The organism is Salinibacter ruber DSM 13855, from assembly GCF_000013045.1.
In the GTDB taxonomy this organism is placed as follows: domain Bacteria; phylum Bacteroidota; class Rhodothermia; order Rhodothermales; family Salinibacteraceae; genus Salinibacter; species Salinibacter ruber.
In genome coordinates, this window is record NC_007677.1 from 3,259,965 (window position 1) to 3,278,771 (window position 18,807).

Sequence of the window (18,807 nt, forward strand, 5' to 3'; positions counted from 1 at the left end):
CCTCACGGAATCGAACGGGGGGACCCAATACGACAGCCCACAACAAATAAAAAAGCACAGCCTCCGGCGTTGGGCCGGAGGCTGTGGGCATTGGTGTTGATTTTAAGACTACGGCGAGAACGTCGTCAAGCGAACGTCCGCTCGACGCGTCGCCGCTCGGCTGAGTACTGACGAAAGGATTACTGGAGGAGCGAGAGGACGCTCTGGCCGGCGGCGTTGGCCTGGGCCAGCTGCGCGGTCCCGGACTGCTGCTGCACCTGCAGCTTCGCGGCCTGCGTCTGCTCCTTCGCAAAGTCCGCGTCCTGAATCCGGCTCTGGGCGGCCTGCAGGTTCGTCTGGCTCGTCTCCAGGTTCGACTCCTTGAACGAAAGCCGGTTCTGGCTCGCGCCCAGGTCGCTGAGCTGGGAGGTCAGGCTGTTGATCGCGCTGTCCACGTCGTTGATAATTTCGCGGGCTTCGTCGGAGCTGCCTCCTTGCAACCGACTCCCAATGTTCTCGCTGTCTCGGACCTGTACGGAAAAGTCTTTCGATCCACCGTCGGTGATGTCACCCTTCCGCACGCTCAATTCCGTAACGTTGAGTGCGATCTTGTTTCCACTCGTGTCCGATGAGAGTGTCACCGAGGTGCTTCCCGTGAATGTACCGTTACCACCACCGTTAGTCCCTGCAGCGGAGACCGTACTCCCATTGGCTTTGAGCGTGAGAGACGTACCACTTCGCTCCACCGTAACGTCGAAGGTCCCACCTTCGAGCGTTCCCGCAAGGTTAGTCCCAGAGGCCGACGGGGAAATGTTTCCGGAGGCTGCCGTAACTGCCTGGGATCGAGTAAAGTCCCCCGCACTCACGTCTTGCCCGTCCGTCGTCGTCACGTCGAGGTTCGACTGAACCCCAAGATCTTCGGCGGTGGAGTTTTCGATGTTGACGTCGAAGGTCTGGTCGCTCTCCGACCCGGTCTGGAAGGTGAGCCCGACCGAGTTGCCGCTGTCCCCCGACGTGCCCCCCTCAATCAACTTGTCGCCGTTGAAGGTCGTGTTCTTGGCAATGTCGTTGATCTCCCCGACCTGCTCCTGCAGCTCCCCCGCAATCGCGTTCCGCTCGTTCTGCGACAGGCTCCCGTTGGCCGCCTGCACGGCCTTCTCCCGGGCGGACTGCAAGATGTTGAGCTGGGAGTCGAGCCCCCCCTCCGCCACGCTGAGCGCACTTTTGGCGTCCCCGATGTTGCGGAGGGCCTGCTGCTGAGACCCGGTGCGCGCCTCCAGCCCCTCCGCAATCTCGAAGCCGGCGGCGTCGTCGCTGGCGCTGTTGATGCGGAGGCCGGTCGTCAGGCGCTCCCGCGTCTCGGCCAGCTGCTCACTGGTGTCGGAGAGGTTCTGGAAGGCCTGCTGGGCCTGAATGTTGGTGTTGATCTGCGAAAAACTACTCATGGGTCTAGGCTGGTTGTCTCATCGAAGGACGCGAGGACTGCTTTCCCCCGGACGTCAAATTCATCCTTCACCGTCCGGAGGGAATCACCGCGGGTCGTTTACTGGAGGAGCGAGAGGACGCTCTGGCCGGCGGCGTTGGCCTGGGCCAGCTGCGCGGTCCCGGACTGCTGCTGGACCTGCAGCTTCGCGGCCTGCGTCTGCTCCTTCGCAAAGTCCGCATCCTGAATCCGGCTCTGGGCGGCCTGCAGGTTCGTCTGGCTCGTCTCCAGGTTCGACTCCTTAAACGAAAGCCGGTTCTGGCTCGCGCCCAGGTCGCTGAGCTGGGAGGTCAGGCTGTTGATCGCGCTGTCCACGTCGTTGATGATCTCGCGGGCCTCGTCGGCACCGTTGTTTTGCAGCCGGGTCCCGATGTCCAGCTCGTCCCGAACCTCCACCGTGAAGCTCTTCGCATCGCCTCCCTGCTCAAGGCTGTCGGTGGCGATGGTTATGTTGCTGGCCTTGGCCTGGATGGTCTTAGTACCGCTTTTCGATAGTGTCAGGGTGCCGGCACCGCTGAATGTCCCGTTGCCAGCATTGACACCGGTGAGCGTTGCCGAGTTACCGTTCGCACTGAGCTTGATCTTGTCTGACGCAGTCTGAGATACCTGCACCTCAAACTCCCCCCCTTCGAGGCCACTGGCCAAGGTGGAGGCCGTTGACCCCGAAGCTACAGTAACAGATCCCTCAAGCCCTGACACGGCCGATTCGGCGAAGTCTCCTTCATTCACGAGTTGCCCACCTGAGTTGGTCGTGGCTTGGTTTACATTAACAGACGGCTGCCGGACGCCGAGATCGTCGGCGGTGGAGTTTTCGATGTTGACGTCGAAGGTCTGGTCGCTCTCCGACCCGGTCTGGAAGGTGAGTCCGACCGAGTTGCCGCTATCCCCCGACGTGCCCCCCTCAATCAACTTGTCGCCGTTGAAGGTCGTGTTCTTGGCAATGTCGTTGATCTCCCCGACCTGCTCCTGCAGCTCCCCGGCGATCGCGTTCCGCTCGTTCTGCGACAGGCTCCCGTTGGCCGCCTGCACGGCCTTCTCCCGGGCGGACTGCAAAATGTTGAGCTGGGAGTCGAGCCCCCCCTCCGCCACGCTGAGCGCGCTTTTGGCGTCCCCAATGTTGCGGAGGGCCTGCTGCTGAGACCCGGTGCGTGCCTCCAGCCCCTCCGCAATCTCGAAGCCGGCGGCGTCGTCGCTGGCGCTGTTGATGCGGAGGCCGGTCGTCAGGCGCTCCCGCGTCTCGGCCAGCTGCTCACTGGTGTCGGAGAGGTTCTGGAAGGCCTGCTGGGCCTGAATGTTGGTGTTGATCTGCGAAAAACTACTCATGGGTCTCAGTCTGTTTGCGCGAGAGAAGGTTTATCGGACGGTGCGTGTGCGCCACGACGGCCGGTCTCCGCCGTCTCGCATCGGCTCACCTCCGGTTATCGGACGCAGACCTGGCTTTTTAAATCCCGGGCCTGAGCCACTGTGGCCCCTGTGGGCGAGAGACGCAGGAGCCCCCCTTCTGGTCCGGTGTTTGCGCTGTATCTACGCCCGGCCGGTGTGGAGCCCTAACCGAAAGGCTTTCCGGTCCCTTTCGTCCGTGCCCCTCGCTCATTTCCTACGATCCCCCGCTATGCAGTTTGTCGCCAGCTACCCGAAGAGCGGAAACACGTGGGTCCGCCTCGTCGCCGCCGCGTACACCCTCTCCGACGAGGAGTTAATGAACGCCCTGAAATACCCCACGGCCTCCGCGGACCTGCCCGCCACGCTCCAATACACCGACGTGGAGCGGTACCAGTACCAGACCATCTCCCCGTTCCCCCTTTCCCAGATCAGCTTTCCGGTGGAGGTCCGCCTCCGCCCGGCCGCGATGCTCGTCCTGAACCGGGAAAAGAACCTGACGACGAGCCAACGTCCGGCCCTCATCAAGAGCCACCACATCCACGGGGAGGTCAACAACATTGACCTTTGGAATGGCCAGTGGGTCGAGCACGTCGTCAACCCCATTCGCGATCCCCGCGAGATCTGCTGCTCGTTCGCCGCCCACCGGGACATGGACTACGAGGAGACGGCCGAGTTCATGAACGACTCCCAGGCGCGAATGGGCGAAGAAAACGAGCGGGTGGAAAGCCTCCTCACGACCTGGTCGACGCACGTTCGGAGCTGGCAAAACGCCGGTGAGCTCCCCGTCCATACTGTGCGGTACGAGGACCTGCAGGCGAATCCGGTCGCGGAGTTCTACGACATCCTCGACTTTCTGGAGGTGCCGGACCTGACCGAGGAGCGCGTCGAGGACGCCGTGGAGCGGACGCGCTTCGAGCGGATGCAGGCGATGGAGGCGGAGCACGGCTTCCACGAGCGCACGGCGGACCAGGCCCAGTTCTTCCGCTCCGGCGAGACGGATGGATGGAAGGACGAGCTCCCCACCGACGTGGCCCGCAAAATCGAAAAGGACCACGGGGATGTGATGGAGCAGTTCGGATACCTGTAGCCCCCGGTCGACTGCCGCACGGATCTGAGCAGGAGCGGACCCGGACCGCACGGCCTTCCGGCCCCACCGCCTCGATCGTCCCACCAATTCCTTATCTGCCCTATGCAGTTTGTTGCCAGTTACCCAAAGAGCGGAAATACCTGGATTCGCCTCGTCGCCGCCGCGTACTCGTTGCAAAACGTCACCGCCGAAGACTTCATGCGGTTCAACGAGGACGACGAGTCCCGCATCAGCAACGTGATCCGGTTTGGGGACGGAACCAAGTACTACTTCCAGGCGGTCAGCCCCTACCCCATCAAGGCCCTCAACTTTTCGGCGCAGGCCCGTCTCCGGCCGGCCGCCATGCTCAAGCTCGAACACGAGCTGTCGGAGACGACGACCCAGCGTCCCATTCTGGTGAAGAGTCACCACCTCAACGGCGACGTGGACGGCATCAACCTCTGGAACCCGGCGTGGACCGACCGGGTCGTGAATCCGGTCCGCGACCCGCGGGAGGTCTGCTGCTCATTCGCCGCGCACATGGGAAACAGCCTGGAGAAGACCGCCGAGCAGATGAACGAGGAGAAGTTCACCATTGGGGGCGGGGAGAACCTTTACCATCTGCTCGGCACCTGGTCGCAGCACGTCCGGGGGTGGCTCAGCGCCGACGAGACCCCCGTCCACACCGTGCGGTACGAGGACATGAAGGCCAACCCCGTCGGGGAGTTCTACGACATCTTGGACTTTCTGAACGCGCCCGACCTGACCATCGAACGGGTAGAAAAGGCCGTCGAGAAAACGCGATTCGACCGGCTCAAACAGAAAGAAAACGAGCACGAGTTTCCCGAGTCCACCGAGCACCAGGACAACTTTTTCCGCTCCGGCAAGACGGACGGCTGGAAGGGGGAGCTTCCGGTCCGGCTCGTCCGCAAGATCGAAAAGGACCACGGCGACATGATGAACGCGCTGGGCTACGGGTATCTGTAGCGCACCCGACGGGCCGGCCGGCTTTCCGGAGGCCGGCCACAGACAGGTGTTCCGCTCCGGAGAGACCGACGGGCGGAAGGAGGAGGTGCCGGTCGGGGTCGCCCGTACGATCGAACGAGACCACGGCGAGGTGATGGAGGCCCTCGGCTACCTGTAGTTCTGTCTGGGGGCCCCCAACGAGGGCGGCACTCCCCACGGTCCCTCTTCGGCGCGGCCCCCTACGCCGCGAGGGGCTCGCCGGACGGCCGGTCCGGCGTCTCCGCGTCCGACGCGCCGACGAAGAAGTCGGTGAAGAGCATCACCATCTCCTTCTTCCCCCGCAGCCGGTCCATGAGGTCCGGGGGCGGGCCCTCGGCCTCGGGGGCGGGGTTCCAGTGCCGCCACACCGGCCGGTCGGCGCACGCCGCCCAGTCGATCGGCTCTTCTGTGGGCGCCACGCCGGCGAGGGGCGCCCCCATCGCCTTCGCGGCCAGGTTGGCCGCCCGGACGGCCCGGAGCACCCGCCGCGGCGCGTCGCCCGTCTCGGAATGGGGCGGGTGGTGGTGGCGGATCACGTCGACGAGCGTCTGCGGGAAGTTCAGCTCCAGGGCCGCGTACGCCCCGGCCTGGCCGTGGTCGCACCCGAAGACGAACCGCTCCAGCTTGCGGGGGTCCGTCTCTTGTAGGTGCTCCGCAAACCGCTTCTCCTCGTAGAGCGCGGCGGCCTTTTCGGGGTAGTTGTAGAACAGGACCAGCTTGCCAAAGTCGTGGAGCAGGCCCTCCGCGAAGCCCTCCCCCTGGGTGACGTCCGACTCCGGGGCCGGGCCGTCGTCGGCCGGCGACAGCGGGCCGAGCAGGCTGCTGGCGAGGAAGCCCGTCGCCTCGCTGTGTCGGATAAACCGGTGGAAGCAGGCCTCCACGGGCCCGTCCGCCAGCTCGTCCATCCGCAGCATGCCGAGGCTGACGACCGACCCGGCGGCGGTGGTCGTGCCCATCATGCGGATCGCCCGCCCCACGTCCGAGATGGAGCGGCGGAGGCCGTAGTAGGCGGAGTTGATCTGTTTGAGCAGCCGCGCGGTGGCGGCCGGGTCGTGCTGCACGATCTCGGTCAGGTCCTCCGGGTCCGTAAAGCCCGGTTCGTGGAGGAGCTCCAGCACGCTGGGCAGCGTGCGCGGGAACGGCGGCACGCGCAGGTCGAGGTCGCGCAGGGCCGAGTCGGACGGGGGGGACGGGTCGGTGCTCATCGGGCTGGGGCGCCGGGGCGCGGGCCGCAGGAAGGGGCGGGCCGCGGGGTCGGCTCGGGTTCAGGGGTCGTGCTAGAGGAAGTTCACGAGGGACGTTTGCTGCGACGAGGAGGTAGCCTGGAAGGCCGCCTGCAGCTGGGTCTGCCGCTGCTGGAGCTCGGAGATGGCGGTGGCGAGGTCCGTGTCTTCGGCGTCGGAGCGCCGCTCGTTGGCCTCCAGCGACGCCGCCTCCACCTGCTCCTGGGCCGTGGAGAGGCGCCGCCCAATCGCGCCCGCCTCCGAGCCCTTCGAAATCACGTGGTCGAGCGCGTCTTCGACCTCGCCGAGGGCCGTGCTGATGTCGGGGTCCGGCGGCCCGCTCGGGGGGGAATTGTCGGCCGGATCCACGGCCTTGATCAGGTTGTCGAGGGCGCCGGTGATGGTCTCCGGGTCCCCGCCGTCCGTGTCGTACTGGGCGAGCGCCTTGCCGTCGACGTTGATCGTCAGGTCCTTGTTTTTCCCGATCGGCCGGGTGCGGTCGCCGTCGAGGGCGTCGAGGGACCCGTTGATGGGGGCGGCGTCGTTGGCGCTCCCGTCCGCCCCGAACGGCTGCGTGTCGGTGCGATTGCCGGCGAAGATGTACTCCCCGCCCTGCGTGCTATTCATCCGGTCTACGACCTCCCCCTTGATGGACCGGAGTTCTTCGGCGATGGCCGCGCGGTCGTCTGCGCTCCGGGTGTCGTCGGCGGCCCGGACGCCGTCCTCGCGGGCCTTGGTGAAGAGGTCGGCCAGGCCGTCGAGCTCCTGCTGCGTGCGGTCGACGAACGTGCGGGCGCTGGCGATCGACTCCTCGCGCCGCGCGAGCTGGTTGCCGAGCGTCTTCATCCGCTCGGCCGTGGCGAACGAGGAGGGGTCGTCCGAGGGGCGGTTGATCCGCTTCCCGGAGCTGATCTGCTCGCGGAGGCGGCTGATGTCGCGCTGCAGGCGGGGCACCTCGTCGGAAATCACGCCGGAGTAGACACTTGAATTGGTGGCGATGCTGACGTTGGCCATGGCGAAGTCTCAGGGTTGTGGACGGAGCGCCCGATGGTCGTTACCGCGCGATGGAGAGCAGCGTGCTGGAGACCTCCCGCGCCGTGGTGAGCACCTGTGCGGACGCCGCGAACTGCTGCTGCTGTTCGATCAGGCTGCTCAGCTGCTGGTCGACCGACACGCCGGACACGTCTTCGATCTGGGCCTGAACGCGCTCCCCCACGGCGGCCTGCGCCTCCTCCTTGGCGGCGGCCTCCTGCACCTGCGTGCCGACGCCGGCGGCCAGGTCGGTCGCGCCCGTGGTCAGGTCCGACGCGACGTCGGCGATATTCTGGGCCGGGCCGGTGTTGCCGGGGAGGGAATTGTCCACCGTCACCGAAAACTCTTTCGTTTCTGTCGGTCCCACGTCGCCGTCCGCGAAGGCGGTGCCCACGTCGAGCTTCAGCGTATTGCCGCTTCCGTCGTCCTCCAGCGTGATCCTGGTGCCGTCGGAGCTGACATCGACACCGGTCTGGGCACTGGTCGACCCGTCGGGGCGATTGATCGTGAAGTCGAGCTCACCGGTATTGGCATTATCTTCTACGGTAATATCGAACGTGCCCCCCTCCACCCCCCCAGGGAGGTTTCCGTCGGGGGAGATCGACGACACCTCGACCGTACTGGCGCTGCCGTCGGGGCCGACGGTGAGTCGGTCCTCGATGTTGCCCGCCCCGCTGCTGTCGCCAAAGTCGCCCTGGCCGATGGTGACGGCCGTTTCGTTTCCCTCCGGGGTGCCGAGGGCCGGCGTCGCCACGGCCGCAATGTCCTTGGGGCCGTCGACGTTGAGTTCGATGTTGCCCGCCGTCCTGGACTTGTCGACGAAGAAGTTCTCCCCCGTGTCGCCGTTCTGGTCGGCCCCCTTCCGGTGGGCCGTGTTCACCTTTTCCACCACACTGTCGGCGAGGGTGTCCAGCCTGTCCTGCACGCTCTGTTTGCCGGTCAGGGTGTCGTTCAGGAGGCGCGCCTGCGCGCCAATTTCACCACCGCCCTCCTCGCCAGGATCGAACGCCACACCGGTGTCTCCGAACTCGACCCTCGTGGGCTTGCTGGGATCGTTCTTGTTCTCCGTGGAGAGAGTCGTCGCGTCGTCGCCCTGCACCACCGTCATGCCGTCGACGGTGAGCGTATAGCCGTCCGACCGGTTCTCCTGGGCCTCCACCGGAAGCAGCTTCGACAATTCCTTGACGGTCTGGTCCCGCTGGTCCTCCGCGGCGTAGTCGGGCGAGCCGCCGGCCCGGGCGCTTTCGATCTGCTCGTTCAGGGAGGCCACCTTGTCGAGGAGCCCGTTGGCCTTCTCCACGTTGCTGGCCAGCGCCTTCGTGGTGCTGGACGTGAGCTCCCCGAGGCGCTGGTCGAGGCGGCCGAACGTGTCGGTCAGCTGGCGGGCCCGGCCCAGAACGGACTCGCGCACGCCTTGGCTCTCCGGGTTGTTGGCGAGATTGCTAAAGCCGTCGGCAAGGCCCTGAAGCGAGGCGGACAGGCTCGCGTCCGTGTCGGTGGCGAGGGCCCCCTCCAGCACGCCCAGCACGCGGCCCTCCTCCCGGGCGGCGCTCTCGCTGCTCCGGGCCTCGTTCCGGGCGCCCACGAGCATGCCGTCCCGCACCCGCTCGAATTGTTCGACCCCCACGCCACTCGACGTGACGTCCTGCGCCCCGTTCGAGGCGTACAGGCCCGTCGCGGCGACGCTGCGGGAGCTGAGGCTCACGCGGCGCCGGCGGTAGCCCTCCGACTCGGCGTTGGCGATGTTTTGGCTGGTCGCGTCGATCTTCTCGCCGACGGCGCGCAGCGACGTGCTCCCAATGTCGAACAGCGAGTTGACGCTCACGGGACGCGGTCAGGGTCTATCCAACAGTGTTGACGAGAGAATGCTCGCCGCCCCCGGACTCGGCCGTCCCGTCGGCGGTGTAGGTGCGGCGGTCGGTGTCGACCGCGGCCTGCTGCACGGCGGCCAGCAGCTCGTGGTTGAGGCCGGCGGCGTATTCCAGCGCAAACTGAAGCGTGTCGTTGGTCCGCTGGGCCGACTCGGCCCGCTCCAGCACGGCGGCCCGCGCCTCGGCCAGCCGCGTGCTCGCCTCCGCGGAGGGGGCCCGTTGCTCCAGCACCTCGATCAGGGTCTCGAGGGACGGGTCGTCCTCCTCCAGCTCCAGCATTCGGATGAGGAGGCGGGCCTGTCGCTGGTACGTCTGGCGCAGGTCGTCGATCGTGTCCGTGCAGTCCTGCGCCTCCGTCGCGAGGGGGCCCAGCGCGTCGGTCTCCCCGTTCCGGAGGGCATCCAGCTGCTGCTCGAACAGAGACTCCAGCTTCTCGAACGCATCGGCCTTTTCGCTAAGGGTCTCAACCAATTTATCGGTGACCGGCGTGAGGCGTTTAAACGACATGGTCAATCTGGGGGCGATCCGTAGGCGTTGAGGGGTCGGCCGGGGCGGGAAGCGGGTCCACGAACTCCGGGATGGAGTTCTCCGGCGATGCCGGGGCGGGGGCCGCGTCGTCGGCCTCTGGGGCGTTGGCCTCTGGGGCGTCGGCCTCCGCGGACGCGTCCGTGCCCCAGCTCTGCATGAGCGTCTCCGAAATTTGGAGGTTGCCGGCCTCCGTGAGCTTGTCGGTGATCATGCCGGTCATGACCCGGCGCTGCCGGTCGCGCTGGCTGCTCATCCAGTTCTTCCCGTCGCCCCCCGCGAGGGACGAGGAGTACATGTCTTCGGTCATCACGTCCACGAACTGGCGGACCAGCACCTTCTCGAACTGCTCCGCCGCCTCCTTGGGCGTCTCGGGGGGGTCGTCGCCCGTCAGGCCCGTGCCCAGCCCGCCCGGGGACGGGGACGCGCGGCGCCGGACGGCCCGGGCGGCCTGTTCGGAACTGGCAAACGCAACGGAGGACATGGGGAACGGCGTGGGGGTGGGACAGGGAGCGAGGCGGGCGGCTACAGAATGACGAGCTCGGCCTGGAGGGCGCCGGCGCGGTCGATGGACTGGAAGATGGAGATGATGTCGCGGGCCGTGATGCCGAGGTCGTTCAGGGCGGACGCGAGCTCGCTTACGTTCGTGTTCGGCGGGAGCACGACCGACCGCGCGCCCTCCTGCTGCACCTCGGCCTCCCCCTCCGCCACCGGCTGGGTCTCCCCTTCCCCCAGCGGGTTCGGCTGCGAGACGAACCGGTCCTCCCGCGTGGAGACCGTGATGCCCCCGGTGGTGACCATTACCTCGCTGATCGTGACGTTGCCCCCGGCGACGATGGTGCCGGTGCGCTCGTTGACGACGACGCGGGCGGGCGCTTTCACCTCGACCTCCACCCCCTCCAGGGCCGCCATCAGCTGCGAGGTGTTGTTCAGCGCCTCCGGCATTCCCACGTTGACGAGGCCCGCGTGGGCGGCCTCGGCGGCGTCGGGGAAGACCTCGTTGATCGCGTCGGCAATCTTGCTTGCGTTCGTGAAGTCGGGCCGACGCAGGACGAGGCCCACCTCGTCTCCGGTGAGGTTGACGGGGCGGGCCTGCCGGACGATGGCCCCGTTCGGGATGCGGCCCGTGTTTGGGCTGTTGACCGTCACCTCCGTGCCCTGGCTCGACGCCTGGGCCGCCCCGGTGGTCAGCGGGCCCTGCGCCACGGCCCGGAGCGCCTTGTCGGGCCCCTGCAGGGGGGTTCGCAGGAGCACGCCCCCGGAGAGGGAGCGGGCATCGCCCATCGAGGAGACGGTCACGTCAATTTCGCTGCCGGTGCCGGCGAACGGATCCAGGGTGGCCGTCACCAGCACCGCCGCCACGTTGCGCGACTGCAGCACCTCCTGGTCGACCTTCACCCCAAACTCGCGCAGCATGTTGGCGATGCTCTGGACGGTGAAGACCGCCCCGCTCTGGGCCCGGGCGCGGTCGCCGGTGCGGTCGAGGCCCACCACGAGGCCGTACCCGGTCAGCGGCATGGAGGAGGCGCCCTCGATCGTCACCATGCTCTTCAGCTCCGAGGTGGCCGTGGAGGCCTCCCCGGAGTCCGCGGCGGCGGGGCCCTGCTGGGCACGGGCCGCGCCCACGCTTCCGCTCAGGACGAGCACCAGCAGTCCCAGCACAATGCGTCGTAGGCGAACGGTCCTCATAAAGTGGCGAATGTGTGCACGGGGCGCGTAAAGGCGGCGTTCGGGGCTTTGTCTTGGTTATCGTACCCCAAGAAAGATGCCAATGCCGGTCGCGACGACGCCGCCCACCTTCAGGAGGAGGCCCTTCGAGAAGATGCCCTGGTTGCGGAAGCCCTCCTCCCCGTACTTGATCTTGGCGTTGGCGATCTGGGTGGACAGGATGGTGTTGTTCTGGCGCACGTCGGTCGGCCGCACGACGCCGGACACCTCCATGATGTGCGTCACCCCGTCGATGGTCAGGCGCCGCTCCCCCTTCACCTCCAGGTTGCCGGCGTTGTTAACGGCCGTCACGCGGGCGGTGAAGGTCCCGTTCAGCACCTCGCTCTGGACGGACTCGTTGCTGTTCTCCGTCTCGGAACTGACCTCCGTGCCCGCGGAGAAGCTGCCGCTGATGCTTTCGGAGAAGGTTCCGGACCCGCTGCCGTTCAGGCTCGACGAGGAGTTGCCCTCGTACGAGCTTTCACGCTGGCCGGACGTCTGCTCGTCGATGACGACGGTGATCACATCGCCCGGCTCGCGGGCCACCGGGTCGGCGTACAGCGACTGCTCCGCCGCCCGTACGCTCGTGGAGGACTCTTGCCCGTGCGCCGGGGGCGCGCCCGCCAGGCCGAGGGCAAGCGCTAACGTGACGAGAAGCGCACTTGAGGCACAACGAAATCGAATCATGGGGCTAATCGGTACGATGAGCAAGAATGCAAGGGAAAACGTCGCTGCTACAGTGTTTTGACCCACGTCACCGCCTCCGCCGTCCGGACGCGGGCCTGGTAGGTCTTGCGCGTGCCGGGGCAGTACACCCGGACCACGTCCTCGACGAAGCCGGTCTCCCGCACCGTGCAGGAGAGCCGGAAGCGAACCCGGCCGCGCCGGTAGTACATATCGGTGTCGGTGCCGGGGTCCACCGCGTAAGGCGGGCGCACGTCCCGGGCCCGCAGGACGCGCTCCGGGCGCAGATACCGGTCGGCGACGAGCGCCCCCTTCTTCCGTTGCGCCCGAAACGCCGACGCCCGCAGGGGCTCGCCGTGGAGGTCGCTTACGCGCATCCAGGTTCGCTCCACGTCCTCGGGCTTCACCGGAGCCCCCTGCTTGATGCGGCTCCGTGTCGTCAGTACCGAGTCGTACCGGGTCACTCGGAGCGTTGCCCAGCCGGCGTCTTCCCAGTCGCCCGTCGGGGCCTGCGCCCGGACGCGGGCCCGGGTGAGGCCGCCCGTCATGGCCCCCCGATCGGGGAGCTCCAGCCGGAGCCGGGCCGTGCTGTCGATCGCCCCCCGCACACGGCGCACCCGCACCTCCAGGTGACCGGCGCTCTCCGGGCGACGTGCCGCAATTTTCTGCTCCGCGGCGCGCCGCACCGCCGCCTCGGCCCCGCCCTCCTGCGCCCGCAGGACCTGCGGCCCACTGGCGGCAAGCAGTCCGAGAAAAATGGAGACGAGAACGCGCTGCATACGGGCGAGCGGGGGGCTGGCAGGGACTTACCGCTTCACGTTGTTGGCGGTCTGCATCATTTCGTCGCTGGTGGTCACCATCCGCGAGTTCAACTCGTAGGTGCGCTGGGCCTGGATCAGGCTCGTCATCTCCTGCACCACCTTCACGTTGCCCTTCTCCAGGAAGCCCTGGCGGACGTTGCCGAGCCCCCCGCGTCCCGGCGTCCCGATGAAGGGCTCCCCGCTCGACTCCGTCTGCTCGTAGAGGTTGCCCCCCTGTGGCCGCAGGCCGGCGGAGTTGGGAAAGCGGGCGAGCTCCATCTGCCCCAGCTCCACCATCTCGGACTCCCCCTGCAGCCGCGCCTTCACTGTTCCCTCCTGATCGATGCTGATCTCGACCGCGTTGGGCGGCACGTTGATGTTCGGCTGCACCTTCAGGCCGGTCTGGGTGACGATGTTGCCCTCGCTGCTGAGGGTAAATGTGCCGTCGCGGGTGTAGGCGAGGGACCCGTCCGGCTGCTGCACCTGGAAAAACCCGTCGCCGTTGATGGCGAGGTCCAGCGAGTTGCCCGTCTTGGAGAAGCTGCCCTGCGAGAAGTTGCGGACCGTAGCCACGGCGGTGGTGCCGCTTCCGATTTGGAGCTCCGCCGGCTCGGCGCCGTCGGTCTGGCCCTCCGCGCTGGCCTGCACGTTCTCGTAGAGCAGGTCCTGAAAGACCACACGGGACCGCTTGTAGCCGGTCGTGTTGGCGTTGGAGAGGTTGTTGGCAATGTTGTCGATGCTGGTCTGCTGGGCCTGCATTCCCAGCGCAGCCGTCTGGAGAGAGCGAGGGGGCATAGGCGTCGAGAATCGATGATGCGAGAGAGAGTGCCGGGTCTACATGCCGCCGAGCGACTGGGTCGCGCGCCCCAGCACCCCGTCGGTCGTCTGGATGGTTTTCTGCTGGGCCTCAAACTGGCGCTGGATCTCAATCATGTTGGTCAGCTCGGTCACCGGGTCCACGTTGCTGGTTTCCACCTTGCCCTGCAGCACGACCGGGTTTTCGGCCGCCTGGGGCTGGGCGTCGCCCGCCGCGAAGGACGCCCCGCTCGTCCGCTCCAGCTGCTCGGGGTTCTCGAACGTCGCGACGCGAAGGGCCCCGACCTGCTGCTGCCCCGCGGTGATGCGCCCGCTCTTGGAGATGCTGATGTCGCCCCCCTGCTCCACCGGGAGCTGGATCGGCCCGCCCTCCCCCATCACCTCGCGCCCCTCGGGCGTGCGGAGCGTCCCCTGACTGCCCACGACGAAGTGGCCGGCCCGGGTGTAGCGTTCGGCCCCGCCCCCGCGGGGTTGGGTGACGAAGAAGCCCTCGTCCCCCAGCGCCACGTCGAGCGGATTGCCGGTCTCCTTGAGGCTGCCGCCCGACAGGTCGTTGGCCTGCTCCAGGCGCCGGTCGCTGATCGGCGACCCGTCCTTCGTGAGGCGCTCGTTGAGGGCCTCGGTGAAGACGCGGTCCTTCTTGTAGCCGGTGGTGCTGGCGTTGGCGAGGTTGTTCGCCACCTGCTCCTGCTGGAGTCGCATCTCGCTCATGGCGGCGGCGGCGTTCTGGAACCGGGGAAGCATGGCGGGCCGGGGGGACGATGAACGGGATGGTCGGTCGGGCCCCAAAGGCCTTTCAAAGAGCCTACCAGGTTCCACGGGCGGGACGCGCCCCAGCGGCGAGACGGGGCCCGCCTCTGCTCGGGCACAATTTTCCGACCCGTCACGGCAGATCCTGCCGTCGCCGCGCTGCGGTGGCCTCATCCCCCCCGGCGCCAAAACGAGGGCCCGCGTCCGGCGTACACCAGCCAGCCCCCCGCCGCATTCTGTCGCCCCAATCGCCCCGCCCTCCATGACGACGCCTTCGCGGCGCGTTCGACTCGCGCTCCTCTGCGCCCTCGGCCTGCTCCTCGCGCCGCCGGGGCACGGGCAGACGGCGCCCGCCGCCCCGAGCCCGGGCGACACGGTCCGCACGTCGATGCCGACCGCCCTCTGGGCGTCCGCCGACGCGGTGGAGCTGACCGCCGCCCTGCCCGCCGATACGTCCCTGGTCGTGGAGGCGGTGCGGGGCGAGCGGCTGCGCGTGCAGGCGGCGTCCGGAACGGGATGGGTGTCCCGGTCGGCCCTGTCCCCTGTCTCGGGCATCGTCCGGCGCTCGTCCGCGGGGACCGGCGTTCGTCCATCGTGGCGGGCCCGCCTCCCTCGGGGCCAGGGGCGCGCCCTCGCCCTGCCCCAGCTGGCCCTGTTCCCCGGCCGGGACGGCCCTCCGATCGTGTCCGTGCTCCTCGCCAACCCGTCGCGTCGCACCATCACGTCCGTGGACCTGGGCCTGGTGCGCTACGACCGGGGCCCCGACTCGACCGCCCAGAACGTCCGTCGACGGACCGTGCGGGTGGTCGGTCCGCTGGCGCCCCGGGAGCTGGCCGCCTACGACCTTCGGCTCCCCAACGAGGCGCGTCGCCCCTGCGTGGGCGTCCGGCGGGTGCGGGTGGAACGGCTCGACGGCACGACGGTCGTTTCGGCGCCGCGTCGCCCGGGCCGCCGCCCCAAACGGGGACGCCTCGCCCGTGGAGCCCTCCCCTACGCGGGCGACGACTGCCTCGACAGACAGTCCTCTGGAGCGCCGCGGGACATTCCGTAGGGGCCCATCTCGACTCCGCGTCTGTTCCACCTCCCCACGAACGTTCATCTTCCAGGGGACGAATAATTCCATCTCTGAACATCCCCTTCGGTGCACAGCCGGGAGAATGGCTCTCCCAGATTCCGGAGCGACCAGTGCTGCCCAAATGTGACCTTTCTATTAATCTACTGAAGTGGAAACGCTTTTTCGAAAACACTTTTTTGACATGTCCTTCTCGCCGTGCTAACGTAGGAGGCGTATTTGAATGCAGGTTCATCTTTCCCTGATTTTCACCGGTCAGGACTGTCGAGGAGCTCGGGGTTTCCTCACCAGTCGCCTGTCGATGTTTTCCCCGGGACGTGCGCATCGAGAGTCTCGCCGCATGGCTTGTTTCGTTTTAGGACTCGCAAACAGCGTATAGGATCCGGTGTGAAAGCCGCAGGGCGGGCCTGCGTGCCCGATGCCCTCGCGGTATTCTCAAGAATCCGGACTTGCTCTCCGCCATTGCTCTTTCTCCGTCCATGTTATTGCGTCGCTACCTCCTTTTCGTCGGTCTTCTCCTGTTCGCGCCGCTCGTTGGCCACGCCCAATCCACGGGCTCGGTTGCCGGGACGGTAACCGACGCCAATGACCGTCCGCTGCCAGGGGTCAACGTGGCCATTCAGGCCGTCCAGCGGGGCGCGGCCACCGGCCCCGATGGCAGCTACACAATTTCGGCCCTGGAGCCAGGGCAGTACACCATCCAGGCGTCCCTGGTCGGCTACGAGACCCAGCGGGCAACCGTGACGGTCGAGGCCGGCGAGAATGTCGTCCAGGACTTCGTTATGACCGCCGCGTCGTTGAACCTGGACGAGGTGGTCGTCACCGGGCAGGGGAGTGAGGTGTCCCGACGGGCCCTCGGCACGAACGTGTCGACCATCAGCGCCGAGGACATCCAGGAAACCCCGACCACCTCGATCGACAAGCTTCTGCAGGGCCGCGTGCCCGGCTCCACGATTCGATCGCAGTCGGCCCAGCCCGGACAGGGGGCCCTCATTAACTTTCGGGGCATCACGAGCGTGTTCGCCAATCAGACCCCGGTCATCTACGTCGACGGCATCCGCGTCGACAACTCGTCGAGCACCAGCTTTTCGTTCGGCGGGGAGACCACTTCCGCCCTGAGCGAGATTTTGACGAACGACATCGAGCGCATCGAGATCACGAAAGGAGGGGCCGCGAGCACACTTTACGGCTCCGACGCGGCCAACGGGGTGATCCAGGTCTTCACGGCGGACGGGGAGGCGGGGGAAACGGAGGTGACGTTCCGGACCCGGCAGGGCGTCGACTTTCCCGTGAGTCGGTTTTTTAAGGACACGGGGTTCTCCTTTCCCGAGACGCGCGAGGACGAGGACAGCCCTGACTTTGGCCGCACGAACTACATTGAAAATGAGTTCTTGCGGCGGGGCTACAGCCAGGACTACTACGTCGGGGTCTCCGGCGGGTCGGAGGCGATTACCTACAACCTGAGCGGGCGTCTGCAGGATGGAAGCGGCGTACAGCCCAACAATAGCAACACGCTGTATGCCCTTCGCGGCAACGTGTCGGCCGACGTCGCGGAGGAGCTCAGCGTCCAGTTCAACGGCTCCTACACGCGCTCGAACTTCACCCGCCTCTCGAACGGGACCGCGATTGCGGACCCGCTCACGATGCTGGAGGTGGGCGACGCCAAGTTCTTCACCGGCACGAACAATCTCCGGGACGCGCTCGACATGGCAACGCTGCCCCAGATCAAAGAGGGCGTGGACCGGTACCGGCTCTCGGCCCGGGCGGCGTACCGGCCCAACGAGTTGTTCAATTCAAGCCTAACGGTTGGCATCGATGGCCGGACGAACGAGCAGCGGGCCCTGTTTCCGAGGGAGGCTGACCCCCTCACCGGCAACACAAATGGGAGCCTGACGCGCTTCAACCGGGACTTCAAGTCGATCACGCTTGAGTACCGGGGCACTATCAGCTACCCCCGCGAGGGGCCCGTTACTTCCACCTTCACGTTCGGGGCCCAGGGCTTCCGGGACGAGGAGAGCCAGGTGTGGGCCGAGGCCGAAACCTTCGCCCTGCCCGGCACCGAGGACGTGGGGGAGGCGGGCAGCGTCGTCGCCGACGAGCTCCGTGAGCAGGTGTTCAACGGAGGGGTCTTCTTCAAGGAACAGCTCGGCTATGAAAACCGGCTCTTCCTGAGCACCGGGCTCCGCCTCGACGGAAATAGCGCGTTCGGGGAGGACGTGGGCGTTCAGGTGTACCCGAGCGCCGAGCTGTCCTACATCCTCACCGACGAGCCGTTTTGGCAGGGCTCCCTGGAGAACGTCCTCTCGCAGCTAAAACTGCGGGCCGCGTGGGGCCAGACCGGGAAATTCCCCGATCCCTTCACGAGGGACGTGACGTTCCAGGCCACCTCGTTCCGCGGCGCCAGCGCCCCCCGCTTCGACAACCCCGGGAACGCGAACCTGGGCCCGGAGAAGACCTCCACCCTCGAGGGGGGCTTCGAGAGTTCCTTCTTCGACGGGCGCTTCGGGCTCGACTTTACCGTCTACCAGTCGCGCACGACCAACGCGCTCTTCGAGGTGCCCGAGCAGCCCGCCACGGGACGCGGCCTCCAGTTCCGCAACGTCGGGGAGATCCGCAACGTCGGGACGGAGCTCAGTGCCGACGTGCGCGTCCTCCAGCTGGAAAACCTCTTCTGGCAGGTCGGCGGCTCGTGGAGCTGGAACCAGAACGAAATGGAGAGCCTCGGCGGGGCGGCCCCCTTCAACATCGGCGGCAGTGCCGAGTTTGCCCAGCAGCGCGTGAAGGAGGGGCAGCCCATCGGGGCCTGGCGCGCCACCACCCCGTACGACTCGAACGGCGATGGGCAACTCGACGCCTCTGAGTTTCGCTTCACGGGAGAGACGCCGTTCCCCGTCCACACGGGCGCCTTCACCACCTCGCTCACGGTCCAGAACTTCCGGCTCTTTGCCCTGGCCGACTGGGCCACCGGGTCGGAGGTGCTCGACTGGGGCAGCCACTGGGCCTCGTTCAATGGGCTGGAGCGGGCCCCTCGCCCCCAGAAGTTCGACGAGAACGGCGACCCGATCACCGACGCCGATGGAAACCCCGTCGACTTCTCCACCGCCGAGGCCGGGTCGGCCCTCCTCCAGGACGGCGACTACCTCAAGCTCCGGGAGGTGACGCTTTCATACAACGTGCCGGGAAGTCTTCTGGACGTCGCCGGCATCGACCAGGGCTCCATCTACGTGACGGGGCGCAATCTGTGGGCGTTCACGCGCCAGGAGCTGGTGGACCCCGAGCTGGCGGGCCTGACCGACACCGACAATGTGGCGCTTGGGGGCTCACAGAGCATCACGCTCTCGCCCCCTCGTCAGATTCAGGTCGGCGTTGAAATCACGCTGTAACGCACCGCCGCCCTTCCCCCTCCCCCCT

At 67.1% G+C, this 18,807-nt stretch carries 16 protein-coding genes; 4 read left to right on the plus strand and 12 right to left on the minus strand.

From position 1 onward, the window contains the following. Positions 1-179 precede the first annotated feature (179 nt). Positions 180-1,424 carry a flagellin gene (locus tag SRU_RS13790; protein ID WP_011405342.1) on the minus strand — a complete coding sequence of 415 codons (1,245 nt, stop codon included), beginning with the start codon at positions 1,422-1,424 and terminating at the stop codon, positions 180-182. A gap of 98 nt (positions 1,425-1,522) precedes the next feature. Next, positions 1,523-2,785 carry a flagellin gene (locus SRU_RS13795; protein ID WP_011405343.1) on the minus strand — a complete coding sequence of 421 codons (1,263 nt, stop codon included), beginning with the start codon at positions 2,783-2,785 and terminating at the stop codon, positions 1,523-1,525. 289 nt (positions 2,786-3,074) lie between these two features. Here SRU_RS13795 and SRU_RS13800 point away from each other — a divergent pair, with 289 nt between their 5' ends. Both SRU_RS13800 and SRU_RS13805 read left to right on the plus strand, forming a co-directional pair. After that, the gene (locus SRU_RS13800; RefSeq protein WP_164923681.1) at positions 3,075-3,932 is read left to right on the plus strand and encodes a sulfotransferase domain-containing protein; all 858 of its coding nucleotides are present in this window, start codon (positions 3,075-3,077) and stop codon (positions 3,930-3,932) included. A 102-nt stretch (positions 3,933-4,034) separates the two neighbouring features. Next, entirely contained in the window at positions 4,035-4,898 is an 864-nt protein-coding gene (locus tag SRU_RS13805) for a sulfotransferase domain-containing protein (protein WP_011405345.1), read from the plus strand. Positions 4,899-5,116: 218 nt separating this feature from the next. Here SRU_RS13805 and SRU_RS13815 read toward each other — a convergent pair whose 3' ends face one another. The 10 genes from SRU_RS13815 to flgF form a co-directional block, all read right to left on the minus strand. Further along, positions 5,117-6,121 carry an HDOD domain-containing protein gene (locus SRU_RS13815; RefSeq protein ID WP_011405347.1) on the minus strand — a complete coding sequence of 335 codons (1,005 nt, stop codon included), beginning with the start codon at positions 6,119-6,121 and terminating at the stop codon, positions 5,117-5,119. A gap of 72 nt (positions 6,122-6,193) precedes the next feature. Continuing rightward, entirely contained in the window at positions 6,194-7,153 is a 960-nt protein-coding gene (locus SRU_RS13820; protein WP_011405348.1) for a flagellin, read from the minus strand. Positions 7,154-7,193: 40 nt separating this feature from the next. After that, positions 7,194-8,996 carry a flagellar hook-associated protein FlgK gene (gene flgK, locus SRU_RS15590; RefSeq protein ID WP_011405349.1) on the minus strand — a complete coding sequence of 601 codons (1,803 nt, stop codon included), beginning with the start codon at positions 8,994-8,996 and terminating at the stop codon, positions 7,194-7,196. Between the two features lie 16 nt (positions 8,997-9,012). Beyond that, positions 9,013-9,549, minus strand: a complete 537-nt coding sequence (locus SRU_RS13835) for a flagellar protein FlgN (protein WP_112904905.1) — start codon at positions 9,547-9,549, stop codon at positions 9,013-9,015. Further along, the gene (locus SRU_RS13840) at positions 9,539-10,051 is read right to left on the minus strand and encodes a hypothetical protein (protein WP_013062800.1); all 513 of its coding nucleotides are present in this window, start codon (positions 10,049-10,051) and stop codon (positions 9,539-9,541) included. Before SRU_RS13840 ends, SRU_RS13835 begins: the two co-directional genes overlap by 11 nt. 41 nt (positions 10,052-10,092) lie before the next feature. Then, a complete protein-coding gene (locus SRU_RS13845; RefSeq protein WP_112904907.1) occupies positions 10,093-11,256 on the minus strand; it encodes a flagellar basal body P-ring protein FlgI in 1,164 nt (387 codons plus the stop codon). Between the two features lie 57 nt (positions 11,257-11,313). Next, complete coding sequence (locus SRU_RS13850) at positions 11,314-11,961, minus strand: flagellar basal body L-ring protein FlgH (protein WP_011405353.1); 648 nt, start codon at positions 11,959-11,961, stop codon at positions 11,314-11,316. A 47-nt stretch (positions 11,962-12,008) separates the two neighbouring features. Beyond that, positions 12,009-12,737: a flagellar basal body P-ring formation chaperone FlgA gene (gene flgA, locus SRU_RS13855; protein ID WP_011405354.1), complete on the minus strand. Its 729-nt coding sequence runs from the start codon at positions 12,735-12,737 to the stop codon at positions 12,009-12,011. A 27-nt stretch (positions 12,738-12,764) separates the two neighbouring features. Next, complete coding sequence (gene flgG / locus SRU_RS13860) at positions 12,765-13,553, minus strand: flagellar basal-body rod protein FlgG (RefSeq protein WP_011405355.1); 789 nt, start codon at positions 13,551-13,553, stop codon at positions 12,765-12,767. Between the two features lie 39 nt (positions 13,554-13,592). Then, complete coding sequence (gene flgF / locus SRU_RS13865; RefSeq protein ID WP_011405356.1) at positions 13,593-14,318, minus strand: flagellar basal-body rod protein FlgF; 726 nt, start codon at positions 14,316-14,318, stop codon at positions 13,593-13,595. Between the two features lie 268 nt (positions 14,319-14,586). Here flgF and SRU_RS13870 point away from each other — a divergent pair, with 268 nt between their 5' ends. Further along, positions 14,587-15,375: a hypothetical protein gene (locus tag SRU_RS13870; RefSeq protein ID WP_164923682.1), complete on the plus strand. Its 789-nt coding sequence runs from the start codon at positions 14,587-14,589 to the stop codon at positions 15,373-15,375. A gap of 500 nt (positions 15,376-15,875) precedes the next feature. Then, positions 15,876-18,779 (plus strand): SusC/RagA family TonB-linked outer membrane protein, encoded by a 2,904-nt coding sequence (locus tag SRU_RS13875; protein WP_164923683.1) that lies wholly within the window; start codon positions 15,876-15,878, stop codon positions 18,777-18,779. The last annotated feature ends 28 nt before the right edge of the window (positions 18,780-18,807 follow it).